This window comes from Clostridium pasteurianum, from assembly GCF_001705235.1.
GTDB classification, from domain to species: Bacteria; Bacillota; Clostridia; order Clostridiales; family Clostridiaceae; genus Clostridium_S; species Clostridium_S pasteurianum_A.
The window spans coordinates 59,738-79,039 of record NZ_MCGV01000001.1 but is presented as its reverse complement, the minus strand read 5'-3'; the positions used below and the strand labels follow the sequence as shown (position 1 = coordinate 79,039).

Genomic DNA, 19,302 nt, shown 5'->3' with positions numbered 1-19,302 from the left:
TTTTTATGAGAGGAGACAAAAAAATGAATAAAAAATTTATTGTTTTTATAATTGGTTGTTTAATTCTAGTTGGAATATTTGCAAGCACTAAAGTGTATGCAATTGGTGGACAAGTATATCCAGAAATAGATGGATGGAAAAATTGGAGTAGTCCTAATGTAAATGGTTCAGCTGTTGAACATGGAGGGCTTAGGATAAGAAATACTGTTTGGTGCAAGCCTAAAGATGTACTTGGAGTCACCGCATGGGGAAAAGTAAGATGGAAACAATCAGGCGATTGGAATGATATAATTAGCAATTCGTATTTAACTTTAGATGGTACTGATAATTTTAGTAAATGGTATATCTATGGTAAGGATGCAAGAAATTCAGATTCAAATAGAGCTGGATTGGTTGCTGATAGCTCAACAGATGATGTAATTCCAGTAGATGCTGAAATAGGACATACTCCAGCTAATGTATCAGATGGATGTTGGCACTGCGGCAATTTATTTTGGCTAAAATTTAATGACGATAATGATAGAACGTATTACCCGCGATGTAACTTTGTTACATTTAATGGTAATTGGTTAGCTGATGAACATAATGTATCTTCTTGGCCGCAGTCCATAGAAACTATTAAAACAGATGGAAAAGCTCCTATTGTTACTATTGATCCAATGTCACATAACTGGACAAACCAAAGTATAAATATTGGTGTTAATATACTTGACAGCGGCTGTGGTGTGCAGAAATATAGGTATTCAGTATGTACGAATGGAGTTTGGAAAGATTGTGATTGGATATATGCTAAGGATCACTCAGACTTAAGTAATGCTCAATTTGTCACGGGTGAAAGTAATGCACCAGAACAAATGTCTAGTTCAGAGAATAATATAAATGACAGTATTACCTTATCAGGACAAGGAATATATCAAGTTAAAGTTCAAGCTGTGGACAATTTAGGAAATACTTCTGATTGGCAGACAAGTCAGAACTACTACATTGATACAATTGCTCCTACAGGAACTTATACACCTAATTCAGCAGATTTAAAAACGTATGGATTTAATGTAAATTTTAAACCTACGGATCAAGGCGGCAGCGGTGTGAAATCGTGGAAATATAGATTGTCACAAGACAACGGAAATACTTGGCAGCAGTGGAATACAGACATAAGTGGAAATGCTGGACAGGATATACAACTACAGGGCAGCGGAAAATGGAAAGTAGATTCTCAAATTTGGGATAATGCAGGAAATGAAAGTGACATTTGCAGCGGAACATATAATATTACAATGCCTATTGAGCTTCAGGCTCAAATTGTTCCATATAATAATCAAAATTTTGTAGGTGTCCCAACGCTTAAGAGAGGACAGCTTGCTATTTTAAAAGTGCATACGAAATCGTATGCTAAACATTTAGAAATCAAATTTCCTTTTGATGTTTTAGCTGACACTCAAGCGTTAGAAGATTATTATAACAACAAAGCATACAATAGCTTTATAAATAAAGCTGTGGATTTAATTCCACGTGAGGAAGACGAGCGTGACATAGAATTTGTAATACCACTGCGTGATGTAAAGAACGGAACTTATAGTGTTAAAGTACAAGCAACTTATCAAGATAATAGTACTTTGACAGCTGAACCGAAGTTTAATATTTTGGGTAGTGTGCTAGATGGAATAAAAACAGAGATAATAGGTACTGGACAGGATAAATAATTAGAAGGTGAATAGGTAGAAATACTTATTCGCCTTTTCTTTTTTATGTAAGGTGAAATCGAAAGGAGATGAAATATGTTAATAGTATTAATTTTCATATGTGGGTTATTCTGTGGAAGTATTATCGAATGGATTGCATGGAAAGTTCCCAAAGAAGAAAAGGGGGATAAATTAAGAAAAGGTATTTTTAAGTATATTAAGAAATTAATTAATAAGCGTACGATTGTAATTGCTTTAATTGGGGTCATTTATTGTATTTTTTACTTAAAGTATGGAATATCAATTGATTTTTTCAAGTATTGCACTGAGTGTTCTGTACTACTGTTAATTGCGTTTATAGATTACAGAACTAAGTATGTTTACTTTTCAACAATACTTACGGCTGCTGTTCTTAATTTTATGTTTATAGGTTTAGAGTTCCTTTATAGAGTGGATGTAAAGACATATATTATGGGGGCTGTATTTGCATTGGTAGTCTCAATAATATTGTCGTCTTTAAAAGTTTTCGGTTGGGGTGATGTTGAAATATTCTTTGTGTGTGGTTTACTCACTGGACTTAATAAGACAGTAATTATTATGCTAACCTCAATAGTTATTTGTGGTCTTTACGGAATATATCTAATGATTAAAGAAAGAAAAATATTAAAAAAAATGCGAGTAGCTTTTGGACCATATATAGTTGCTACATTATTATTCACAATTATATTTTTAAAATAAGAAAGGAAGAGATTTAAAATGGAAATAACGAATATAAAAATTATAAAAAATGAGTCAATATTAAAAAATACAAATTTAAAAGGATTTGCAGCAATAACAATTGATGGCGAATTTGTTGTTAATGGAATAAGAATAATTGAAGGTAAGAGGGGAATATTTCTTGATTTCCCAAGCAGAAAAAATAAGGTAGGGAGATATATAAACGTGGCATTTCCCATAAGCAATGAAGCAAGAAAAAAAATAGAGGATGCTGTAATGAAAGTTTATAATGATAAAAAAGAATAGATGATCTTAAAAACCCTTTTGCTTTTTAGTAGAAGGGTTTTTAATTCTAAAAATATTTTAGAAAAACTGGCGAAAGCCCTTGTATTTTCTGAAATAGAAATATGTACATAGTAAAATATAAGTAAGGAATAAATTGGAGGGATTAGAATGTTTAAGATAGGATTAGACCTTGGATATGGATATACTAAGGGCATTAATGATAATAATAAAGAAATACTTTTTCCATCCATAATTAGTATGGATATGGGGTTTTCTCCACTGGATAGCTCTTCTGATATATTTAAAAAGCATAAAGAATTTAATATAAGAACTGTACAGGAAAATTTAAAAATTTCTATTTCAAATTGTATAGATAGAAGAGAATTTTTAGTTGGAGAAAATGCAAGAAATGAAAGCAATTCTAGCAATCTTCTTGATAATAATAAAATAAAAAGTATTGAAACTAAGGTGCTTTTAGCTGCAAGTTCGGTATTGCTGTTTCCACATGATAAAGTACCTGTGAATTTAATTACAGGACTTCCTATAAATCAAATTAGAAGTCAGAAGCAGGAATTTAAGGATATGCTTATGAAATATAAAGCAGTTGTAAGCTTACCGGAATATAATATTGAAAAGTTAATAAAATTTGATAAAGTTGATATTTTGCCACAAGGAACTGGAGCTGTGTATGCATCCATATGGAATGATATTAAGAAATATACTATTCCTAATACTTACATACTGTTTATTGATTGGGGATATAAAACAATTGATTATATTGTTTTTTCGATTAATTCCAATGGTGTTCCAAAGCTTGCAGGTAATTTCTCAGGAAGTTTAAATAATGGAATGTTTCAGATAGGCAATGATGCAAATATGGCATTTCAAAGTAAGACAGGTCAAATGTTAGAAGTAGGATTCCTTAATCAATTAGTAGCTGATGGTAAGACGTGGTTTGATGGCAGTTGGGTCGATATAAGTAAAGAACTTAATCTTATAGAAGATGATAGAGCTAGAAAAGTAAAAGCAGCCTTAAAATCTAAGTTAGCAGATATAATAGACAAGATAGCTGTAACATTTATTGGCGGAGGTGGCGGAATTACAATGTATCCTTATTTAAAAGATTTTTCAAGTAATACTCAATTAGTAGATGATGCTCAAATGGGTAATGCAAAAGGATACAAGCTTATAGCAGATATTAGAGATAAAATGCAAAAGTAACTTAACATTTTAGAGGTGTTAATATGGTTGTAAATCTGCGGTTAAGAAAAGAAGATAAAGACATTGAAGTGGAACTTGAAAAATTAAAAGATAATAAGGAAAGGTCAGAATTTACAAGAGAAGCCCTTAGATTTTACTTAAAAAATAAAGATGCAATTACATCATTGGATAAAAATATTATGGAAATAAATAATACCTTGAACGAAATAAAAGACTCTGGAATAAAAGCTGTTAATATTGAAGAAAATGCTAAAAATAAACAAAATAATGACGTAGGAAAATGGGGCGAAAACGTTGGAGATTTATTTAATTTCTAATAAAAAAGTGTAACATATTTCAAGATAGCTTTAATAAAGGCTCATGTAGGTATAAAAACGTAAAAATGTAACATTTAAATGTAACACAACTTGAAGACACAAATATCAACATATTAGAGCACATTAAAATTAAAAAATGTAACATCATAAAGTATGTGAATATATTAAAATGTAACACTTTTAATAAAAAAGCCTCTTAGAGTTAGATATATCAAGGCGATAAGAGTGTAACAGTTAAAAGACTTGTTCTTAAATTAGAGCAGGTCTTTTTTTATGTAAAGAAAAGTTAGAGAGGACTGATTTAATGAAAGAAGATAGAATAATGTACCAAGATACCACGTTCGCTAAAACTAAAAAGAATGAAGAAATAATTCATATGATTAAATGTTTTGAAGATTTAAGAATGAGCTTGTACAAGCTTGCACAGGAGAAAATAGAAGTACTTAAAATAAATCCTGAAACATATGAATTAGCTGAAAAAATGGAAAAGGAGTTAGAAATTAAATATGAAATTGAGTGCAGTAAGAATAGAATAAAACTTACTATATTTGATTTTCTACCAACAGTTTATGTAAAAACAACTAATAAAGGTACAGGGTACTTTGTTGAAAAATGGAAAAGCACAATAAGCAAGGCTATAAGAACTCTCAATATTAAATCTGTTAATGAGGTTTTTGTATGGACCAAGATGTTTATTCCAGTTCAAAGCAGAACTTGTGATATGGATAACAAGTATTTTAAACCTATTTTCGATGGAATTGGACGGAGTGGTTTAGTTCCTGACGACTGCATAAAATACATTAAAAGTTTTGGATTTGAAATTGAGAAAGATGATAAAAAACCTAGAACAGAAGTTTATATTTATCTTGATAATACAAAAAAGAAGATATTAAATTTAATAAAATAACCTATGGCAATTCACCTTAAAAAGTGCAACGGTAAAATGCGGGGTTGAAGGGTATAAAATATATGGCAAAGTTCTAGTTTTGCCATAGGGCAGTGAATGCCATAGTGGCAAAACAAAAAGAAACATAGTGAAAATGGGGATTTGAGGTATGCGAAAATTTTAAAAATTAGACAGCTTACCGGCACTCTCTGTCTAAATGGCACTAAGGAATACTTTACTGTATAGATAAAATAAAAATATTATGCAAAAACATGATTTCTCATGATAAAAAATCCAGTAAAAAAATAAAAACAAGAAGCTAAAATACGTAGAAAACTAAATTATAAGTATACATTTTAGACTATAAATATACAACAAATTAAAATGTCAAAGAAGGTGAAGTGATGATTAGATTACAGGAAAGGGATAAAAAATATCTTAAACTATTAGCTCGTTATGGAGTGCTAAGTAAATTAACAGTAGATAAAATATATGGAATGAAAATGAGATATGCAAGATATAGGAGAAAAAATTTAGCAGATGCAGGATATATTTTAAAAAACAATAGTTTTAGCTATATAGGCAGTGAAGGAAAAAAATATGTTAATAGCATTGGAATGTCTGTAAGAAATATAAATGGGGATAGAAGAACAAGGAATAGAATAGCAAAAATAGCTGAAATACTAATACCACTTGAGAAAGTATATAAAATATATCCAAGCTGGGAACTAAAAAAAGAATATGCAGATATGAAACTGATGTACTATGGAAAAATAATAAATCCTCTTACTTTCAGTGAGTATTATATATATAATCTTGGAAGATTAAGCGAAAATCCTTCAAAGGGAGCTGTTACTCTTAAAAAAAGACTTATAAAAAATATTAGAGAAGAAATAATTCAAAAGTCAAGAGAAGGTCTGTTTGATAGAATAATAGTATTTGCTGAAAATGGTTTAACTATGCAGCTGTATAAAGAGGAACTGAGAACTCTTGAAGTTAAAGAACAATTGTTATTGCCATTAACTGATTATGGTCTTAATCTTCTTAACCTCTACGGAGTAAAAAATGTTAATGCTATGGCTACTGAATTAGTTTATGGTGATGTTAACTTTTCTAAATCAAACCTTGTCTTTGCTGACTATGTTACATCAGACGGTGTTAATGTCGTTACAATGATAAATAATGATATGGAGAAACTCGTTAAATTAAAGCAGTATAGAACAATGTTTGAATATAATTCTACGTCTGTGAGAGCAAAAATAGAGGTAGTGTGCTTGGAGGAGCAGAAAGATACATTAGAAAGAGAATTACCAGGAATAAAAATAAGAACTGTAAATTTGGAAGATTTAAAAGAAGGTGATAATTAAGTGTCAAGAATAAAAAGAAGAATGGCAGCTAAACGAAGAAAATTATATGTAGAATTATTCATAAGTTCTGTGGGGTTGATTACGTGTTACTTAAAAGTGAATAGAATTGATGTTGCAAATGTAAGAAATGTCATGTTAATAATAATGGCATTTTTATTTTTTATACTTTTAATAAGATTTCTATATACACAATTCTTTAATAATAGAATATCATCTAAATACCTAAATAGCAGCATAGGCATTGTTGATAAAATGACAGGAGAGGAGTTTGAGGAATTTCTAAAAGCTCATTTTGAAAAACTGGGATATAAAGTTGAGTTGACACCAACAACAGGAGATTATGGAGCGGATCTTGTGTTAAATAAAAGTGGATACAGAATTGTTGTACAAGCTAAACGCTGGATAAGCAAAGTTGGAATTGAAGCAGTGCAGCAAGTTATTGCTTCAAAAAGTTACTATAAGGCAGATAAATGTCTAGTTGTAACGAATAACTATTTTACACCTAATGCAATTAATTTAGCTGACACTAATAAGAATGTAGAGTTGTGGGATAGGAGAGACCTTATAAAAATGATGAATAAAAATAATCCAACAATAAAGAGTTCCAGTGAAATAAGTAAGAGAGTTATATGCCCTAAGTGTGGGAAAGAAATGAAGCTGAGACATGGAAGAAATGGTGACTTTTATGGATGTAGTAATTATCCTAAGTGTAAGTGTACAAGGGCTGTAAGAAGAAGGTGATGTTTATGATTTCGGTGAAAAAATTGCTTGGATTTACACCTGAAGAAAAGATATTGTATGAGAGGTATATAAGAAAGTCACAAAAAAATAATAATATAACTTTTGTAAAAGTACCTGTGTTTTGGATGGATGAGATTTGTGATTCATTTAATCTTGTAAAATACAGACTTATATACAGTAATGGAATTGAAGTAAAAAGTGAAATATTTGAGATAGATAATTCTTATGATGTTATAGATTATAAGGATACAGGCTTAAGTTTTGCTGTTATATACAAGAAAAAGACAAGCGGAATAATCTTTGAAAATGAAATAAATCAGCTGTTTAAATTATCCTTCAATCCTCATTGTCAGTGGATGTATTTTCAGTGAAAAATAATGAGATAAGGGTAAAAGATGAAAAGACAGATAGATTTAAAAGAAAAATAGAAACACTCAAAATGATTTCAAATGTAGTATGCCTTATAGGGGCAGTATTAGTAACGATTTTTATAAAATTAAACTTTATGACATTGGCTGTTATTATAGCAGTAATTACCTTTGGTGGTTCACTTGGCTTTGATGTGGTTAGAAAAATATTAAATATGATGGCTAGTAAATCTAATAAGAATAAAGATAAAAGTACTAATTAATGATTCCAGTGATAAATTTAATTGATAGTCCGTAAGGGCTTATTTTTTTATGTAAAAATTAATTAGGAGGCAGTTATGAAGGTTATTATAATGTCTTGTTCAAAAGATAACTATTGGTATAAAGATAAGATAGGTAAAACATACGATTTTATCAAAAAAGATAATTATTTCTGCTATGTGACTGTTAAGGGAGACATAAGAAAAATACTTATAAATGATTGTCAGATATATTGAGGAAGTGTAGATTGTGTTAATTAAGTGTGTTGGTACTGCTGTTTTAATTATGATGGTTACAGTTCTTTTGACTATAATTGCCTGTATTAGAGCAGCTGGAAGAGCTGATAAATTAATAGAAAGAATGAAGTGGAGATGAACTGATGGAAAGTTGTGAAAAAATAATGGATGATTTAAGTAATAACAAAAGAATTGTTGTTGTAACTTATGATGTTGATAGATTGAAGAACATAGATTTAAAAGATAAAAAAGTAAAGGTGTATGACAATCTCAAAAGAATGTATAGTTTTAGGAATGATTTAACAATAGTTAAAATTCACCAGAATACTGATAGTAAATTTAATGAAATAGAAGTAAAAATACTTCTAATATTATTTAAATCTGCACTAAGGCAGAAAGTAGATTATGTTTATATGTCACAAAAATTCAAAGCAATGCTTAATGATCCACAATTTGAAGAATATAAGAAATTCATAAAATACATTGGAAAATAGAAAATTTAATAAAAGAGAAGAGAGGGTGATGTTATGGCAGAACTAACGGTAGAGGAAATGGCACAGAGACTTATAGATGCACAAAATGATAGACAAAAGGCCGTTGAAAAAGCCAAGGAAGATGAAAGGACTAAGGTAGAGCTAGAAAAAAATGAAGAAATTCAGAAACTTAAAAACGAACTTGAAGTTGCAAGCTCAAATATAAATTTACTTACCAGTGATAAAAAAGAATTAAAAAAACAACTAAAATTTGTAGAGGTAAAGGTTCAGGATAAAATCAATGAAGGTATAACGGAAAAACTGGCACAGCTGGATTTTGCACCATCTATTTTAAAAATTTGCAATATGATTGATGAAACTGTTGGTGGACAGGTTACTAAACTCAATGGTATATATGAAGCTCTTGGAAGTTTTGATGATATAAGTAAGCAGAGACTTTATAGTACTTTAATGAACTTAGAAAACAATACCGTATTAATAAAAAAGTTTCTTGGAGTTAAGCTTGAAGAAAATATTGTATTGCCGATAGATGATTCAGAAGAAATTATTAAGGAAAATGGAGAGGATATTGATAGTATAAATGATGGCAGCAGTGATTTGAATAATACGGGGTTAAGCATGAATTTTTAATGTAAATAGAGGTGTAAAACTTTGGAGAAGATGTTAAAAAAGATAGAAAATGTGTTTTTTGTTTTTATCACTGTCACTGGACATATATATTTAATCAAGGTACTTAAAGAATTAAATATTTCGCTGGATCAATTAAGACTTTTCCTTGAATGTTATTTAATTATGTTTTTGGTAGTTACTTTGGGCTTTTATATGATTTTGAAGAGTGTTGGACCAATAACGTAAAAGAAAATATCTATAATAGTATTCTTTTCTTCGGAGTAATAGCAGGACAATTTTTCTTGATGCAATATTTTAATTATATAATAGCAGCTGAAATCTGTTTATTTGCAGCACATGTAATTGTTAAGTTGATAAATTTCATTAGTGGCAGTGAATGGGGTGAGATTAAATGTGTATTAAAAAAGATGATTCGAAAAAAGAAAATATAGGTATGAGCTATATTTCATATGAAAAAGTAAAAAAATCCTCTTCGGATAAAAATATGTTATTTATAGATCCTCAAATTGAGATAGATTTAAATTAAGTAATTTTTTTGAAAGAAATAAAAATATTATAGGTATTAACCCCTTTCAATCAAAAGCATTAATGAAAGATGGGAAAATTATAAGAAAAAGTTTTTATTAAAAACGAATTTATAAACTTAATAAGGAATAAATGGGTATAAGTAAATTTAAATTATCATAATATATATTGTTACTATATAAATACACCGCATCAGAATATCAATGTGAAAGCAGTCAGTTTATCGTTTATTACTGACTGTTTTTGTTTCTATAAAAATATGATTATAAATAGAAAATGCAAGATTAATTTTTATGGCCTTAAGTATATTCTTTTAAAAGTATGTAATTCTATACAAATAAGTTTAATTAATAATTTAATTAAACTTAAATATTATTGATTCTTAAGACATATAAAGGTATAATATCCATGAGATACAATAATGGAGTGATTGTATGGCAGAGATAAAAATGGTAACAGACGAGCTTGAAGTTCTTGCTAAACAGTTTTTATGGGGAAATAATATTCTTAGTAAGCAAATTAAAGCAATAGACAATTATAATAACGAATTAAGGAATAATTTTGCAGCTTTCAGTATGAATAAAATATATAATATGGTAGAAGAAGCGAACATAGAAGGATACAAGCTCTTAGGTAAACTGAAAGAACTTCATGACAAATTAATTAAAGTAAAAGGTGATTTTGAAAAAGCAGATAATGAAAATAGTGCTCAATATAGTTCAAATGATAGTGATAGTTTATCATTTACAGTGAAGAAAGACAGTGGCCTTATGCGGTTAAAAAAGGAAAGGGATAATTTAAGAGATAAACTATTTAATAAGGACAATGTATTTGATGGAACCTTAGACTTTTTTAAACTTGCAGGGATTGATTGGAAAATAAGATTTGGGTTATTTAATTCAAGTGAAAAAAATGCTATGATAGCAACAGGAATAAATCCTAATTTAGCAGAAGCAGGTTCGGATATGGTGACATGTGAACTAGGTGGAGTTTTTTTAGGTTCAGGAATTGCAGGAGCAAGGTCAACATTCAAATGTTTTAAACCTGGTATAAGCATAGGAGGTAAATCTTTCATAGCTGCTTCTGGGTTTGGAAGTGCTGGTAGTACAAGCATTAAAAATGTATATGAATCTATTAAAAAAGCGCCTGAATATCCAGATGGATTTAAAGATGTAGTTAATGGAATGAAAAAAGTCAATATAAAAAATGGAAGTGTATTGGAAGAATTAAGAAAAGTTGAGCATGGGCAATGGAAAAAAGTATATAAAGATGGATATGATGCAGTTGGGAAAAAGGTATCAATTCACTATTTTCAAAGTCAATCAGGAAAAGTTTTTAATGTCAAGGTTAAAAATGGATGGAGCAATAAATAAGCTTAATTAAAGGAGAGTCATTATGGATAAATTAGAAGTAAGCATATTAGATAAAGTGGAAATTGAAAAATTCATATTAATAAATATGGTTGGGTTAATGGAATCATTAAATGAGGGTGCAATAAAAATAGAAGATTGTGAGCAATGTTTATGTAGTCCATATTCGGTAGAAAAATTAAATACTTTAGGAATAAATACAGAGGTAGTAGATTTAATTGAACAGGGATGTGAATTGGAAGATGTTGAGTCACTTGTTCCCCAAAAATTGAAAGATGAGATTAATAAAATTAAAGTAAAAGCTATTAAGTTATTATCACAATTTCCTAATAAAACAGATGCAATGAAAAAGTGGATTGATTAATAGTGTACATTTACAATAATAGGTGGCGAAAAATTGTTTATATGTAAATCATATATAAATAGACCTGAAATGATAATAAATAATCTAAATACCATTAATAATGAGTGGAAAAAATATTTTATTGAAGTTTCAGATAAAAATAGTATTTTAGAAATAGCTGATGATTTAGATTTAAATTATCTAGAAGGCGTTATTTATTTAAAATATGGAGATAAGATAATATTAGATTTTAAATTATGGGACTATGTAGATCAGTTATGGGCTTATATTTTTAATATGCTGGAAGAGTTTATGTCTAGTGGTTGTGCAGAAATGTTATTTCCTGATCAACCAGTGAAAATTAAGTTAAAAAGTATATCTGAAGAAAACATTATAATGACTTTAGAAGAAAATATTTGTTCTTCATGGACTTTACCTAAAAATGAATTTATAAGTACGTTACTTAATGCAGGTGAAATATTTTTTAAAGATGTTACTAAAAATTTGAATTTAGACGAAAAACATTATGAAGCTGAATTAAGTCAAATACAAGAATTGAAATTAGAGTTGGGTAAGGTTTAAAAGGTTATAACAAGGGAATATAATTTAAATTAACATATTATACTTATTGTTGTAACGTAATTGTCACAATAAGAAATTATTATATAAACATAGATAGAAAACGATAAATCGAATTATTAATATGCAAGCAGTCAGTTTGTCCCCCCTTACTGGCTGCTTTTTTATATTTGAAAACTGTATTTTAGAATAATAAATATTTTATTATAATTCAGTGATATAATAATTTATGTACTTATTAAATAATTAAGAAATAAATTGGTTTTTATTATTAATATGCTTATATGGTAAATAGCGGGGGATACTATGAAAATACTTTTGGATGATATTAACATAATGATATCAAATATCGAAGAATATATTGAAAATCAAGATATATATAAATCACATTATGTGATAGAGACTTACAAGAAATTAGCTAAACGGTCAATTGATTTTGGAATAGACTATATTAGCATTGAAAACACTATTCCTGATTATCCGTCTGATACATATGAAATTATTCTAAGTGAATTAAAAATGTTAAGAAATGAAATTAGTGGCAAAATGGAGAATTATAAAAAAATTAGAAGTTCTATTAGCATTAAAGAATTGGCTGATTATATAAAGAAACATAATGGCATAGAATGTGAATTTGGTAAGATAAACATTAAGACCTCTGATATAATTGGGCAAGGTGGAAATGGGTGTGTGTATTCTGGAAAAATAAATAATAACGAAGTGGCAGTTAAATTTTTAATTAAGTATAATAATGATAAATGTAATAGATTTAAATCTGAATATTTTAATGTTAATTTAGTAAGAGATAAATTAATAAACATTGTTAATTGCATACATTATGAAGAGTTAAAAACTGACTATGGTTTAATACCTTACATTATAATGGAAAGATATGTTGATTCATTAAGAAATTATAGAAAAAAGATTGAAAACATAAAGTGGCAAGATGTTAAAAAAGTATTTGAATTTTTATTAGAAACTCTTATGGCACTGCATAAACAAAATATTATTCATAGAGATATAAAACCTGAAAATATTTTAATTGATAAAAATGCCAACTATGTATTAGCTGATTTTGGCATAGCACATTTTGAAAATGATAAATTTCCTATAAATAATAATACTAAAAATGGTGATAGATTAGCTAATTTTGAATTTTCTGCCCCTGAACAAATTAGAGGTAAAAATAAAATAACGTTTGCTTCAGATATTTATTCTATGGCACAGGTTATTTATTGGTTTGTTTTTGGACGAGTACATAAAGGAACTGGATTTGAAAATTTTGAAATGAAATTCAAACAACCAGAAGCTAAAATTATGAGTGATATTATATATAAATGCTTACAAAATAAGCCGGAAAATCGATATCAGTCAATTGATGAAATAAAAAATGATATAAGTTATCATATAGATCAAATGAATCATATAAAAAATTATAATCCTTTTGATGATATGTATATGTTTAGTGATATTATAAGAAGTATTAATCCTGATTTTTACAATAACGTATCATATATTGAAGATAAAAAACAAATTAATAAATTACTTTCTAAAATTAGTAAAGCTAAATTTAATAGAAGAATTGAATTCAATACAGGAATTGGAAATGATACCATTGAAAAAATTCAATTGCTTAGTAATGGTAATTTTTTGATCAATGGTAACGAAATAAAAATAAAAAGAGTTTGGGGAAGCTTATCATCTAATTTCTATGATGATATTCTTATATTGGAATTGGATAAAATTTTACCATATAAAATCAATGGGAATGAATGTTATGGGGTTGCTGTAATTGAAAATAAAGAGATTATACCAATTGATAAAATTGAATCGGGATATGTAAAGATAGACAATAAAGTCTATAAGAGAGAGGATTTAAAAATAGAAGAACGATATATAAATACGTCATATAAAAAAATTCTCATTGGTACTTTTGGGCAATGCACAATTTTTTATAAAAATGATGAGTATATTGAAGAAATTCAAAATGTTCCATGTTTGAATAAAGAAATAATTATTAATCTTAAGAATAAAATTTCTAGAAATAAAGCTGAAGATGTTAGTATGAATTTATAACCCAAAAATGTATAGTAAATATTATACATAAAAAATTTATTATGTGATATGTGTACTGTTATTAATTTAGAAATAAAAAATATATAAATACAATTATTTTTAATCCAACTTTTTTAAATCCTCTTGTGATAAAATCAAAAAAATAGTGTATAAGAATAGTAGAGACATTTAGTCTTTGCTATTTTTTATTGGCAACATTTATTTTTATTAGGTCTTGTGACTAACAAAACTGTACGTAGGTATTTTATGTCTGTGTGCGGTTTTTTGTTTTATCTAAATTTAAAGGAGGAGAAGAAAATGGGACAGTATTTTATAGCAGTAAATATTTCAAAAGGAGAATTTTTAGAACCACATGATTATGATTCATTTTCAAAATTAATGGAGCATTCATACAGACCAAATGATTTTATGTGTGCAGTTGAGGGATTACTTCAACCTAATGGTACATGGTATAAAGATAAAGTTGTATGGGCTGGAGATTATTCAGAAAATGGCTTATATACACCAGAAGGATATAAAGGAAATCTTTATGATTGTGCTAGTGATGGTATGTTTAAAAAAATTAAACCTAAGAGTGCAGCACATTTATCTGAATATCTATTAAATCATAACAAGAAACAATTCATTAATATGGAGACTTTACCTTCGTATGATGATGGTTGGATTATACATCCTTTATCACTGCTGACAGCTACAGGCAATGGACAAGGTGGAGGAGATTTCTATACCAGTGATAAAAAAATGCTTTCATATGTTGGAACTTGGGCAGGAAATAGTATAAGTGCTGAAGATTCCGTTCCAGCTGACTATGAAGAAATTAAACCTGATTTTGTAGAAAAGTAAGGTGTAATGAAAATGGTAAGAGAAAAGCTGTATCCTAATTATATTAACCGATATTACTATGAAAAAGGTGATAATATAATCTACTTAAAAAGGTATCGAGCAGACACGGTAATTTATTCTTTACCTATGATATTTGATACACCAGAGGAAGCAGAAAAATATTTTAAAAAGAATTGTGGAGCTTAAAGGTAGAGGATGAATAATAAAAATGGTAATGAGGGTTAACTTTTAATAAGCTGATCTTTTTTATTTTGGAGGTAAACATATGTTGACTAAAAGTGATATCCCGTTTTATGAAGAATGTTCATTTGGATATTATGAATGGTTTGTTATAAAAGAAGATGATGAAATAGTTATTTGCAAAGTAGCTACATTAGCACCGTTTAAACAAATTATTACTGATAAAAGTTATGAACTTGATATTGAGTATTCAGTTATGGGAAAAAAGCATAAAGGAAAATTTGCAAGTAGATATGATGCCTATGCATTGGTTAGAAAGTATTGGATAAATAATGCTTCTAATAACCATTTAGGATATTTAAAAATAAGAATTTAGTTTTATAGCAAAAATATGAGAGATAGTTTTAAAGGAAAATATAAAAGTATAGAAAGCAGCTGGCTAAAATTATTATTAGGTTGGCTGCTTATTAAAGCAAAATATAAGATTATGTATAGGATAAAAAAAGAGAATATGTTAATATAAAAGCGGCTATCGGTATAAAATTGAGAAGATAGTCGCTTTTTTTATAGGAGGGCAATATGGACACTAAAATAATTGAAAAAATACAGAAACTTTTGAGTTTGAGTGAAAGTAGTAACGAACATGAAGCAGAAGTTGCTATGCTTAAGGCTCAAGAACTTCTTGCAAAATATAAATTGTCAATTAAAGAAGTAAAAGAATATAAGAGATATAATAGTAAAATACAAGAAAAGACTACGGACGTTACATTTACTAAAGCTAAATGGAAAGCTCAACTTGCAGGAGTTATTTCAGATAATTTTGGATGCTATCGTTACTTTAAAACAAGAGGAACTAATACTATAGTTTTCTTTGGTAGAGAAGAGGATGTTATAGTCTGTAATTTAGTTTTAAATTATGCGGTAGATTCCATATATAGTGTAGTCAAAAAATTAAAATATCAGTATTCAAAGAATGGATATAGGACTAGAGGTATTGAAAATGATTATGCTTTAGGTTTTATATATGGACTTCAAGAGAAGTTTGAGGAACAGAAAAGAAATAATCAGGAATGGGGACTTGTACTGGTTAAAGATAAAGAAGTTGTTGAGGCACATGAGAAAATAAAGTTTAATAAGAAGGTGAATATGAGCACTAAATATAAAGGACACAGTGATGTTTATTATAAAGGCTGTGAGGATGGCAAGAAATTTAGTGTGTCAGATAGAATTACTGAAGGTGAAAAGGAAGATGTTATTCATATAGGAAGATAGAATAATTTTTATTTTGGAATTTGGTTAATATTGAAATAATAAACTTGTTATTTGCAATAGCCTGTGAAGAAAGCTTTAAACGCAAGTATGGAGGATTTGTTTATTTAGATGCCAAAACTAATTTAATTAAATATTATGAAGAAGCATTTCACGCTGTACCAACTGGTTTTAATAGAAGAATGTTTATTGATACCGAGGCAGCCATGTTTATTTTAAATAGATACGAATAAGGAGGGATTTATAATGGAATTATGTTCTAAGAAAATAGATCCATCTATAGATATAGATGAAATAGTATATAATGAAACAGGCAAAGGATGTTTTACAGATCCAGATGCAACAGTGCCTAAATTTAATTTAAGAGGTTTAATAGAATACAGTAAGAAAAAAGGTGTTAAGCCATATCAATTGAGTGAAAAAGAAAGAAATAAATTTTTAATAAAATAAATAGAAATTGTCAAAGGCAGTTACTTATTAATTTAAGTAGCTGCTTTTTTTATGTAAAGAATTTTTGAAATTTGAGAGGAGAAATATAATATGTTTGATGATGAAATCGAAGAAGAAAAAACTAAAGAAAGGAAAATACCTAAAATAGATATCGGGGGATCAGAAGGAGATGAACATAAATTTTTCACCGGTAATAAATTTAGAAATAAGAAAATCTTAACTGCTGGCTTCATTGGTATTTGTATTATGTTTGTTATTGTATCAATAATTATGTATGCGCATAGTAAAAGTGTTAGTAGGGAGAATCTAAAACACCTTAATTCAGTGGAAATAGCAAGTCCAGATGTAGTAAATAAACAGTATATTAAAGACAGTGTTAATAAATTAAATCCATATGAAACCAAAATCATGAATAGAGTCGTTGAGAAAAATAAGAAAACTGATTCTTTCAATAAAAAAGATTTAGGAATAAATGATTACCTTGATGATTTACAGGATTATAAGAAAAAGAGCAGTAATGAATTAGGAAAGCTTCAAGGTGTGAATTCTTCTACAGAAACTAATAATTATAAGAACAATGTTATAAAGGAGTACCAGGTATTTATTGATGGATTAAATCATGAAATAAATTATATAGATGAGAAATTAAAGGGTAATAATTCGCCTGAAATTGATGCTGCTGAAGAAGATTACAAAGATTTAATTAATATTTACAAAGACAACAGTAAAGAGCTTGATAAGGTTCAGGAGATGTCTAAATAAAAAATAAAGCAGATTAGATAAAAAGAATTGTAAATATGGTATAATATAGATGAAAAATTATATAGTACACAGGTAAATAGTAATTTGTAGATCATATTGAAAGGGGCTTTAATATATATGAAATGTGCATATTGTGGAAGAAACGCAAAAGGAACTAAAGAACATATTATTTCATGTGCAATTCTCGATTTGTTTCCAGAATGCTATATAACATTTGATGATGCGAGACATGCTATTTACGAGGCAGATCCTATGATCAAGGATGTTTGTGCAGATTGTAATAATAATAGAATATCTTATATTGATAGTTACGCCAAAAAAATTATCAGCAAGTATTTCACTAAAAAATATAGCGAAAATGATACTGTTGAAATTGAATATGACTATGTGATGATTCAGAAGATGTTATTAAAATATGCATTTAATGATATGCGTTCCAATAAAGAAGATTGCTCGTTTTTTGATCAAGAAATACTTCATTACCTTATGAACATATGCGATAATCTTCCGAAGGAAAATATAACAGTATTATGTGGATTGGCGATTAATGTATCTCCTATTACTGATGCAATGTTTGGAAATCAGAAATTGAGATGGTGCAAAGATCCTTTCTTTTATTCTAATAGTACAATAAGAAATATAGATTACGAAACAGGTCAGGTTTTTCTTAATGAAAATGTAGAAAAACAGGAATTTCCTGATTTGAAAATTTCATATTTATTTAGATTTAATAGTGTACAGTTTTTGCTGATGTGTTGGGATAAAAATTCGGAGAAAATTGAACAGAATAATATTGTTTTAGAGTACCAATACCCATATTATTTAATGAAAGCAAACGATAAAAAAGCAGTTCTACCACTATGTACAGATGAACTAAATTATCATAAATATGAACATATACATGTTCGCTGGGATGGTCTGTTTGAAGTGGGTTTAATGAGAAAATATGCGAGTGGTGGCACATATGAATATAAAGAATTATATGAAAAAGAATGGAAAAGAGAAGAAAAAAGAATAATGGAAAAACACCCACGATAAAAGAGTTTTATATTGTGAATGACATAATATTTTAAGTTAACAAATACTAATTTAAGGTTGAGTGTTATAAATAGTAATTTTTTCATACTAACAAGTAGACAACTTTCAGCGTATCACTTATAGGAAAAGTAAAAATACAAATTTATTTTGAAGGATAGGCTTGAGGGGAATTGCCCCCCCGGTGTCCAAACATTACTTGCCTTTGTTCCTCATTTAATAGTTCTATGCAAAGCCTACACGCACCTGCACCTACCAAAATGTTTTTAAATAGTTCAATTATTGACATAAACGTACCTCCTGAAAAGATAAATCTAAATGTAAAGTTTCTTTTTGGGCTGGTAGCATAGAGGACGGAACAACAAGAAAATATAATTCCAAGTAATGCATTAACTGGCATTACTATCACAAGATTATTATATATGTAGTTAGTGATAAAATCAATATTTGAAACTAGGGGCTCATATTACAGTAATTAAGAGAACTATTTTATATGAATTAGAAAAAACAAATCCTAATTTGTAGAGTGAATTATAATTATTTAATTATTTATGTTTTGATAAATTTCCGTTAAAAATAAGACAAGCATAAAAGGTGTTGTTAATTTTGAAACTGAAATTACGGCAGAAAAGAAAAACTCAAAAAAACTAAAATGCGTCAAGCCC

Annotated in this window: 30 protein-coding genes; 29 read left to right on the top strand and 1 reads right to left on the bottom strand. The window is 28.3% G+C overall.

The genetic code is table 11. The features are described from left to right. Positions 1–23: 23 nt before the first annotated feature. The 29 genes from BEE63_RS00370 (at position 24) to BEE63_RS00255 (ending at position 18,640) form a co-directional block, all read left to right on the top strand. On the top strand, positions 24–1,703 hold the full coding sequence (locus tag BEE63_RS00370) for a hypothetical protein (protein WP_066019492.1): 1,680 nt from the start codon (positions 24–26) through the stop codon (positions 1,701–1,703). 75 nt (positions 1,704–1,778) lie between these two features. Further along, the gene (locus BEE63_RS00365) at positions 1,779–2,420 is read left to right on the top strand and encodes a prepilin peptidase (RefSeq protein WP_066019491.1); all 642 of its coding nucleotides are present in this window, start codon (positions 1,779–1,781) and stop codon (positions 2,418–2,420) included. An 18-nt stretch (positions 2,421–2,438) separates the two neighbouring features. Further along, on the top strand, positions 2,439–2,705 hold the full coding sequence (locus BEE63_RS00360) for a SpoVG family protein (RefSeq protein ID WP_066019490.1): 267 nt from the start codon (positions 2,439–2,441) through the stop codon (positions 2,703–2,705). 147 nt (positions 2,706–2,852) lie between these two features. Continuing rightward, positions 2,853–3,905, top strand: a complete 1,053-nt coding sequence (locus BEE63_RS00355; RefSeq protein WP_066019489.1) for a ParM/StbA family protein — start codon at positions 2,853–2,855, stop codon at positions 3,903–3,905. A 23-nt stretch (positions 3,906–3,928) separates the two neighbouring features. After that, complete coding sequence (locus tag BEE63_RS00350) at positions 3,929–4,222, top strand: hypothetical protein (protein ID WP_066019488.1); 294 nt, start codon at positions 3,929–3,931, stop codon at positions 4,220–4,222. Positions 4,223–4,526: 304 nt separating this feature from the next. Continuing rightward, positions 4,527–5,129: a hypothetical protein gene (locus BEE63_RS00345; RefSeq protein ID WP_066019487.1), complete on the top strand. Its 603-nt coding sequence runs from the start codon at positions 4,527–4,529 to the stop codon at positions 5,127–5,129. A 383-nt stretch (positions 5,130–5,512) separates the two neighbouring features. Beyond that, positions 5,513–6,475: a hypothetical protein gene (locus tag BEE63_RS00340; protein ID WP_066019486.1), complete on the top strand. Its 963-nt coding sequence runs from the start codon at positions 5,513–5,515 to the stop codon at positions 6,473–6,475. Beyond that, entirely contained in the window at positions 6,476–7,216 is a 741-nt protein-coding gene (locus tag BEE63_RS00335) for a restriction endonuclease (protein WP_066019485.1), read from the top strand. Positions 7,217–7,221: 5 nt separating this feature from the next. Further along, complete coding sequence (locus BEE63_RS00330) at positions 7,222–7,587, top strand: hypothetical protein (protein ID WP_066019484.1); 366 nt, start codon at positions 7,222–7,224, stop codon at positions 7,585–7,587. Next, positions 7,584–7,847 (top strand): hypothetical protein, encoded by a 264-nt coding sequence (locus BEE63_RS00325; RefSeq protein ID WP_066019483.1) that lies wholly within the window; start codon positions 7,584–7,586, stop codon positions 7,845–7,847. Before BEE63_RS00330 ends, BEE63_RS00325 begins: the two co-directional genes overlap by 4 nt. 75 nt (positions 7,848–7,922) lie before the next feature. Beyond that, positions 7,923–8,081, top strand: coding sequence for a hypothetical protein (locus tag BEE63_RS21490; protein WP_175400818.1), 159 nt, complete (start codon positions 7,923–7,925; stop codon positions 8,079–8,081). Between the two features lie 13 nt (positions 8,082–8,094). Continuing rightward, the gene (locus BEE63_RS22240; RefSeq protein WP_278286396.1) at positions 8,095–8,220 is read left to right on the top strand and encodes a hypothetical protein; all 126 of its coding nucleotides are present in this window, start codon (positions 8,095–8,097) and stop codon (positions 8,218–8,220) included. A gap of 4 nt (positions 8,221–8,224) precedes the next feature. After that, entirely contained in the window at positions 8,225–8,575 is a 351-nt protein-coding gene (locus BEE63_RS00320) for a hypothetical protein (RefSeq protein WP_066019482.1), read from the top strand. A 33-nt stretch (positions 8,576–8,608) separates the two neighbouring features. Next, positions 8,609–9,205 (top strand): hypothetical protein, encoded by a 597-nt coding sequence (locus BEE63_RS00315; RefSeq protein WP_066019481.1) that lies wholly within the window; start codon positions 8,609–8,611, stop codon positions 9,203–9,205. A gap of 21 nt (positions 9,206–9,226) precedes the next feature. Beyond that, positions 9,227–9,430, top strand: a complete 204-nt coding sequence (locus tag BEE63_RS00310; protein ID WP_066019480.1) for a hypothetical protein — start codon at positions 9,227–9,229, stop codon at positions 9,428–9,430. 166 nt (positions 9,431–9,596) lie between these two features. Next, positions 9,597–9,731, top strand: a complete 135-nt coding sequence (locus BEE63_RS22235) for a hypothetical protein (protein WP_278286395.1) — start codon at positions 9,597–9,599, stop codon at positions 9,729–9,731. A gap of 433 nt (positions 9,732–10,164) precedes the next feature. Beyond that, a complete protein-coding gene (locus tag BEE63_RS00305; protein WP_066019479.1) occupies positions 10,165–11,103 on the top strand; it encodes a hypothetical protein in 939 nt (312 codons plus the stop codon). A 22-nt stretch (positions 11,104–11,125) separates the two neighbouring features. Next, a complete protein-coding gene (locus BEE63_RS00300; protein WP_066019478.1) occupies positions 11,126–11,464 on the top strand; it encodes a DUF3969 family protein in 339 nt (112 codons plus the stop codon). A gap of 33 nt (positions 11,465–11,497) precedes the next feature. Further along, a complete protein-coding gene (locus BEE63_RS00295; RefSeq protein ID WP_066019477.1) occupies positions 11,498–12,025 on the top strand; it encodes a hypothetical protein in 528 nt (175 codons plus the stop codon). A gap of 303 nt (positions 12,026–12,328) precedes the next feature. After that, complete coding sequence (locus BEE63_RS00290) at positions 12,329–14,098, top strand: serine/threonine-protein kinase (RefSeq protein WP_066019476.1); 1,770 nt, start codon at positions 12,329–12,331, stop codon at positions 14,096–14,098. A gap of 297 nt (positions 14,099–14,395) precedes the next feature. After that, the gene (locus BEE63_RS00285; RefSeq protein WP_066019475.1) at positions 14,396–14,941 is read left to right on the top strand and encodes a hypothetical protein; all 546 of its coding nucleotides are present in this window, start codon (positions 14,396–14,398) and stop codon (positions 14,939–14,941) included. 6 nt (positions 14,942–14,947) lie between these two features. Continuing rightward, positions 14,948–15,127: a hypothetical protein gene (locus tag BEE63_RS21485; protein WP_207646927.1), complete on the top strand. Its 180-nt coding sequence runs from the start codon at positions 14,948–14,950 to the stop codon at positions 15,125–15,127. Between the two features lie 79 nt (positions 15,128–15,206). Further along, complete coding sequence (locus BEE63_RS00280) at positions 15,207–15,497, top strand: hypothetical protein (RefSeq protein WP_066019474.1); 291 nt, start codon at positions 15,207–15,209, stop codon at positions 15,495–15,497. A 15-nt stretch (positions 15,498–15,512) separates the two neighbouring features. After that, the gene (locus tag BEE63_RS22230) at positions 15,513–15,644 is read left to right on the top strand and encodes a hypothetical protein (RefSeq protein ID WP_278326925.1); all 132 of its coding nucleotides are present in this window, start codon (positions 15,513–15,515) and stop codon (positions 15,642–15,644) included. A gap of 56 nt (positions 15,645–15,700) precedes the next feature. Continuing rightward, positions 15,701–16,393 (top strand): DUF2786 domain-containing protein, encoded by a 693-nt coding sequence (locus tag BEE63_RS00275; protein WP_066019473.1) that lies wholly within the window; start codon positions 15,701–15,703, stop codon positions 16,391–16,393. A 20-nt stretch (positions 16,394–16,413) separates the two neighbouring features. Beyond that, positions 16,414–16,623 (top strand): hypothetical protein, encoded by a 210-nt coding sequence (locus BEE63_RS00270; protein ID WP_066019472.1) that lies wholly within the window; start codon positions 16,414–16,416, stop codon positions 16,621–16,623. A gap of 13 nt (positions 16,624–16,636) precedes the next feature. Further along, positions 16,637–16,840, top strand: coding sequence for a hypothetical protein (locus BEE63_RS00265; RefSeq protein WP_066019471.1), 204 nt, complete (start codon positions 16,637–16,639; stop codon positions 16,838–16,840). A gap of 90 nt (positions 16,841–16,930) precedes the next feature. Next, positions 16,931–17,602 carry a hypothetical protein gene (locus tag BEE63_RS00260; RefSeq protein WP_066019470.1) on the top strand — a complete coding sequence of 224 codons (672 nt, stop codon included), beginning with the start codon at positions 16,931–16,933 and terminating at the stop codon, positions 17,600–17,602. Positions 17,603–17,719: 117 nt separating this feature from the next. Continuing rightward, positions 17,720–18,640, top strand: a complete 921-nt coding sequence (locus BEE63_RS00255) for a hypothetical protein (RefSeq protein ID WP_066019469.1) — start codon at positions 17,720–17,722, stop codon at positions 18,638–18,640. Between the two features lie 142 nt (positions 18,641–18,782). Here BEE63_RS00255 and BEE63_RS21480 read toward each other — a convergent pair whose 3' ends face one another. Then, on the bottom strand, positions 18,783–18,926 hold the full coding sequence (locus BEE63_RS21480; RefSeq protein WP_157797081.1) for a hypothetical protein: 144 nt from the start codon (positions 18,924–18,926) through the stop codon (positions 18,783–18,785). Positions 18,927–19,302: the final 376 nt, after the last annotated feature.

Coding starts and splice junctions, on each gene's coding strand:
- BEE63_RS00360 (WP_066019490.1), top strand. CDS start 2,439: ATGGAAATAACGAATATAAAAATTATAAAAAATGAGTCAATATTAAAA.
- BEE63_RS21480 (WP_157797081.1), bottom strand. CDS start 18,926: ATGTCAATAATTGAACTATTTAAAAACATTTTGGTAGGTGCAGGTGCG.
- BEE63_RS22230 (WP_278326925.1), top strand. CDS start 15,513: ATGAGAGATAGTTTTAAAGGAAAATATAAAAGTATAGAAAGCAGCTGG.
- BEE63_RS21490 (WP_175400818.1), top strand. CDS start 7,923: ATGAAGGTTATTATAATGTCTTGTTCAAAAGATAACTATTGGTATAAA.
- BEE63_RS00275 (WP_066019473.1), top strand. CDS start 15,701: ATGGACACTAAAATAATTGAAAAAATACAGAAACTTTTGAGTTTGAGT.
- BEE63_RS00285 (WP_066019475.1), top strand. CDS start 14,396: ATGGGACAGTATTTTATAGCAGTAAATATTTCAAAAGGAGAATTTTTA.
- BEE63_RS00320 (WP_066019482.1), top strand. CDS start 8,225: ATGGAAAGTTGTGAAAAAATAATGGATGATTTAAGTAATAACAAAAGA.
- BEE63_RS00280 (WP_066019474.1), top strand. CDS start 15,207: ATGTTGACTAAAAGTGATATCCCGTTTTATGAAGAATGTTCATTTGGA.
- BEE63_RS00365 (WP_066019491.1), top strand. CDS start 1,779: ATGTTAATAGTATTAATTTTCATATGTGGGTTATTCTGTGGAAGTATT.
- BEE63_RS00350 (WP_066019488.1), top strand. CDS start 3,929: ATGGTTGTAAATCTGCGGTTAAGAAAAGAAGATAAAGACATTGAAGTG.
- BEE63_RS00305 (WP_066019479.1), top strand. CDS start 10,165: ATGGCAGAGATAAAAATGGTAACAGACGAGCTTGAAGTTCTTGCTAAA.
- BEE63_RS21485 (WP_207646927.1), top strand. CDS start 14,948: ATGAAAATGGTAAGAGAAAAGCTGTATCCTAATTATATTAACCGATAT.
- BEE63_RS00355 (WP_066019489.1), top strand. CDS start 2,853: ATGTTTAAGATAGGATTAGACCTTGGATATGGATATACTAAGGGCATT.
- BEE63_RS00330 (WP_066019484.1), top strand. CDS start 7,222: ATGATTTCGGTGAAAAAATTGCTTGGATTTACACCTGAAGAAAAGATA.
- BEE63_RS00315 (WP_066019481.1), top strand. CDS start 8,609: ATGGCAGAACTAACGGTAGAGGAAATGGCACAGAGACTTATAGATGCA.
- BEE63_RS00300 (WP_066019478.1), top strand. CDS start 11,126: ATGGATAAATTAGAAGTAAGCATATTAGATAAAGTGGAAATTGAAAAA.
- BEE63_RS00260 (WP_066019470.1), top strand. CDS start 16,931: ATGTTTGATGATGAAATCGAAGAAGAAAAAACTAAAGAAAGGAAAATA.
- BEE63_RS00345 (WP_066019487.1), top strand. CDS start 4,527: ATGAAAGAAGATAGAATAATGTACCAAGATACCACGTTCGCTAAAACT.
- BEE63_RS00290 (WP_066019476.1), top strand. CDS start 12,329: ATGAAAATACTTTTGGATGATATTAACATAATGATATCAAATATCGAA.
- BEE63_RS00265 (WP_066019471.1), top strand. CDS start 16,637: ATGGAATTATGTTCTAAGAAAATAGATCCATCTATAGATATAGATGAA.
- BEE63_RS00370 (WP_066019492.1), top strand. CDS start 24: ATGAATAAAAAATTTATTGTTTTTATAATTGGTTGTTTAATTCTAGTT.
- BEE63_RS22235 (WP_278286395.1), top strand. CDS start 9,597: ATGTGTATTAAAAAAGATGATTCGAAAAAAGAAAATATAGGTATGAGC.
- BEE63_RS00255 (WP_066019469.1), top strand. CDS start 17,720: ATGAAATGTGCATATTGTGGAAGAAACGCAAAAGGAACTAAAGAACAT.
- BEE63_RS00340 (WP_066019486.1), top strand. CDS start 5,513: ATGATTAGATTACAGGAAAGGGATAAAAAATATCTTAAACTATTAGCT.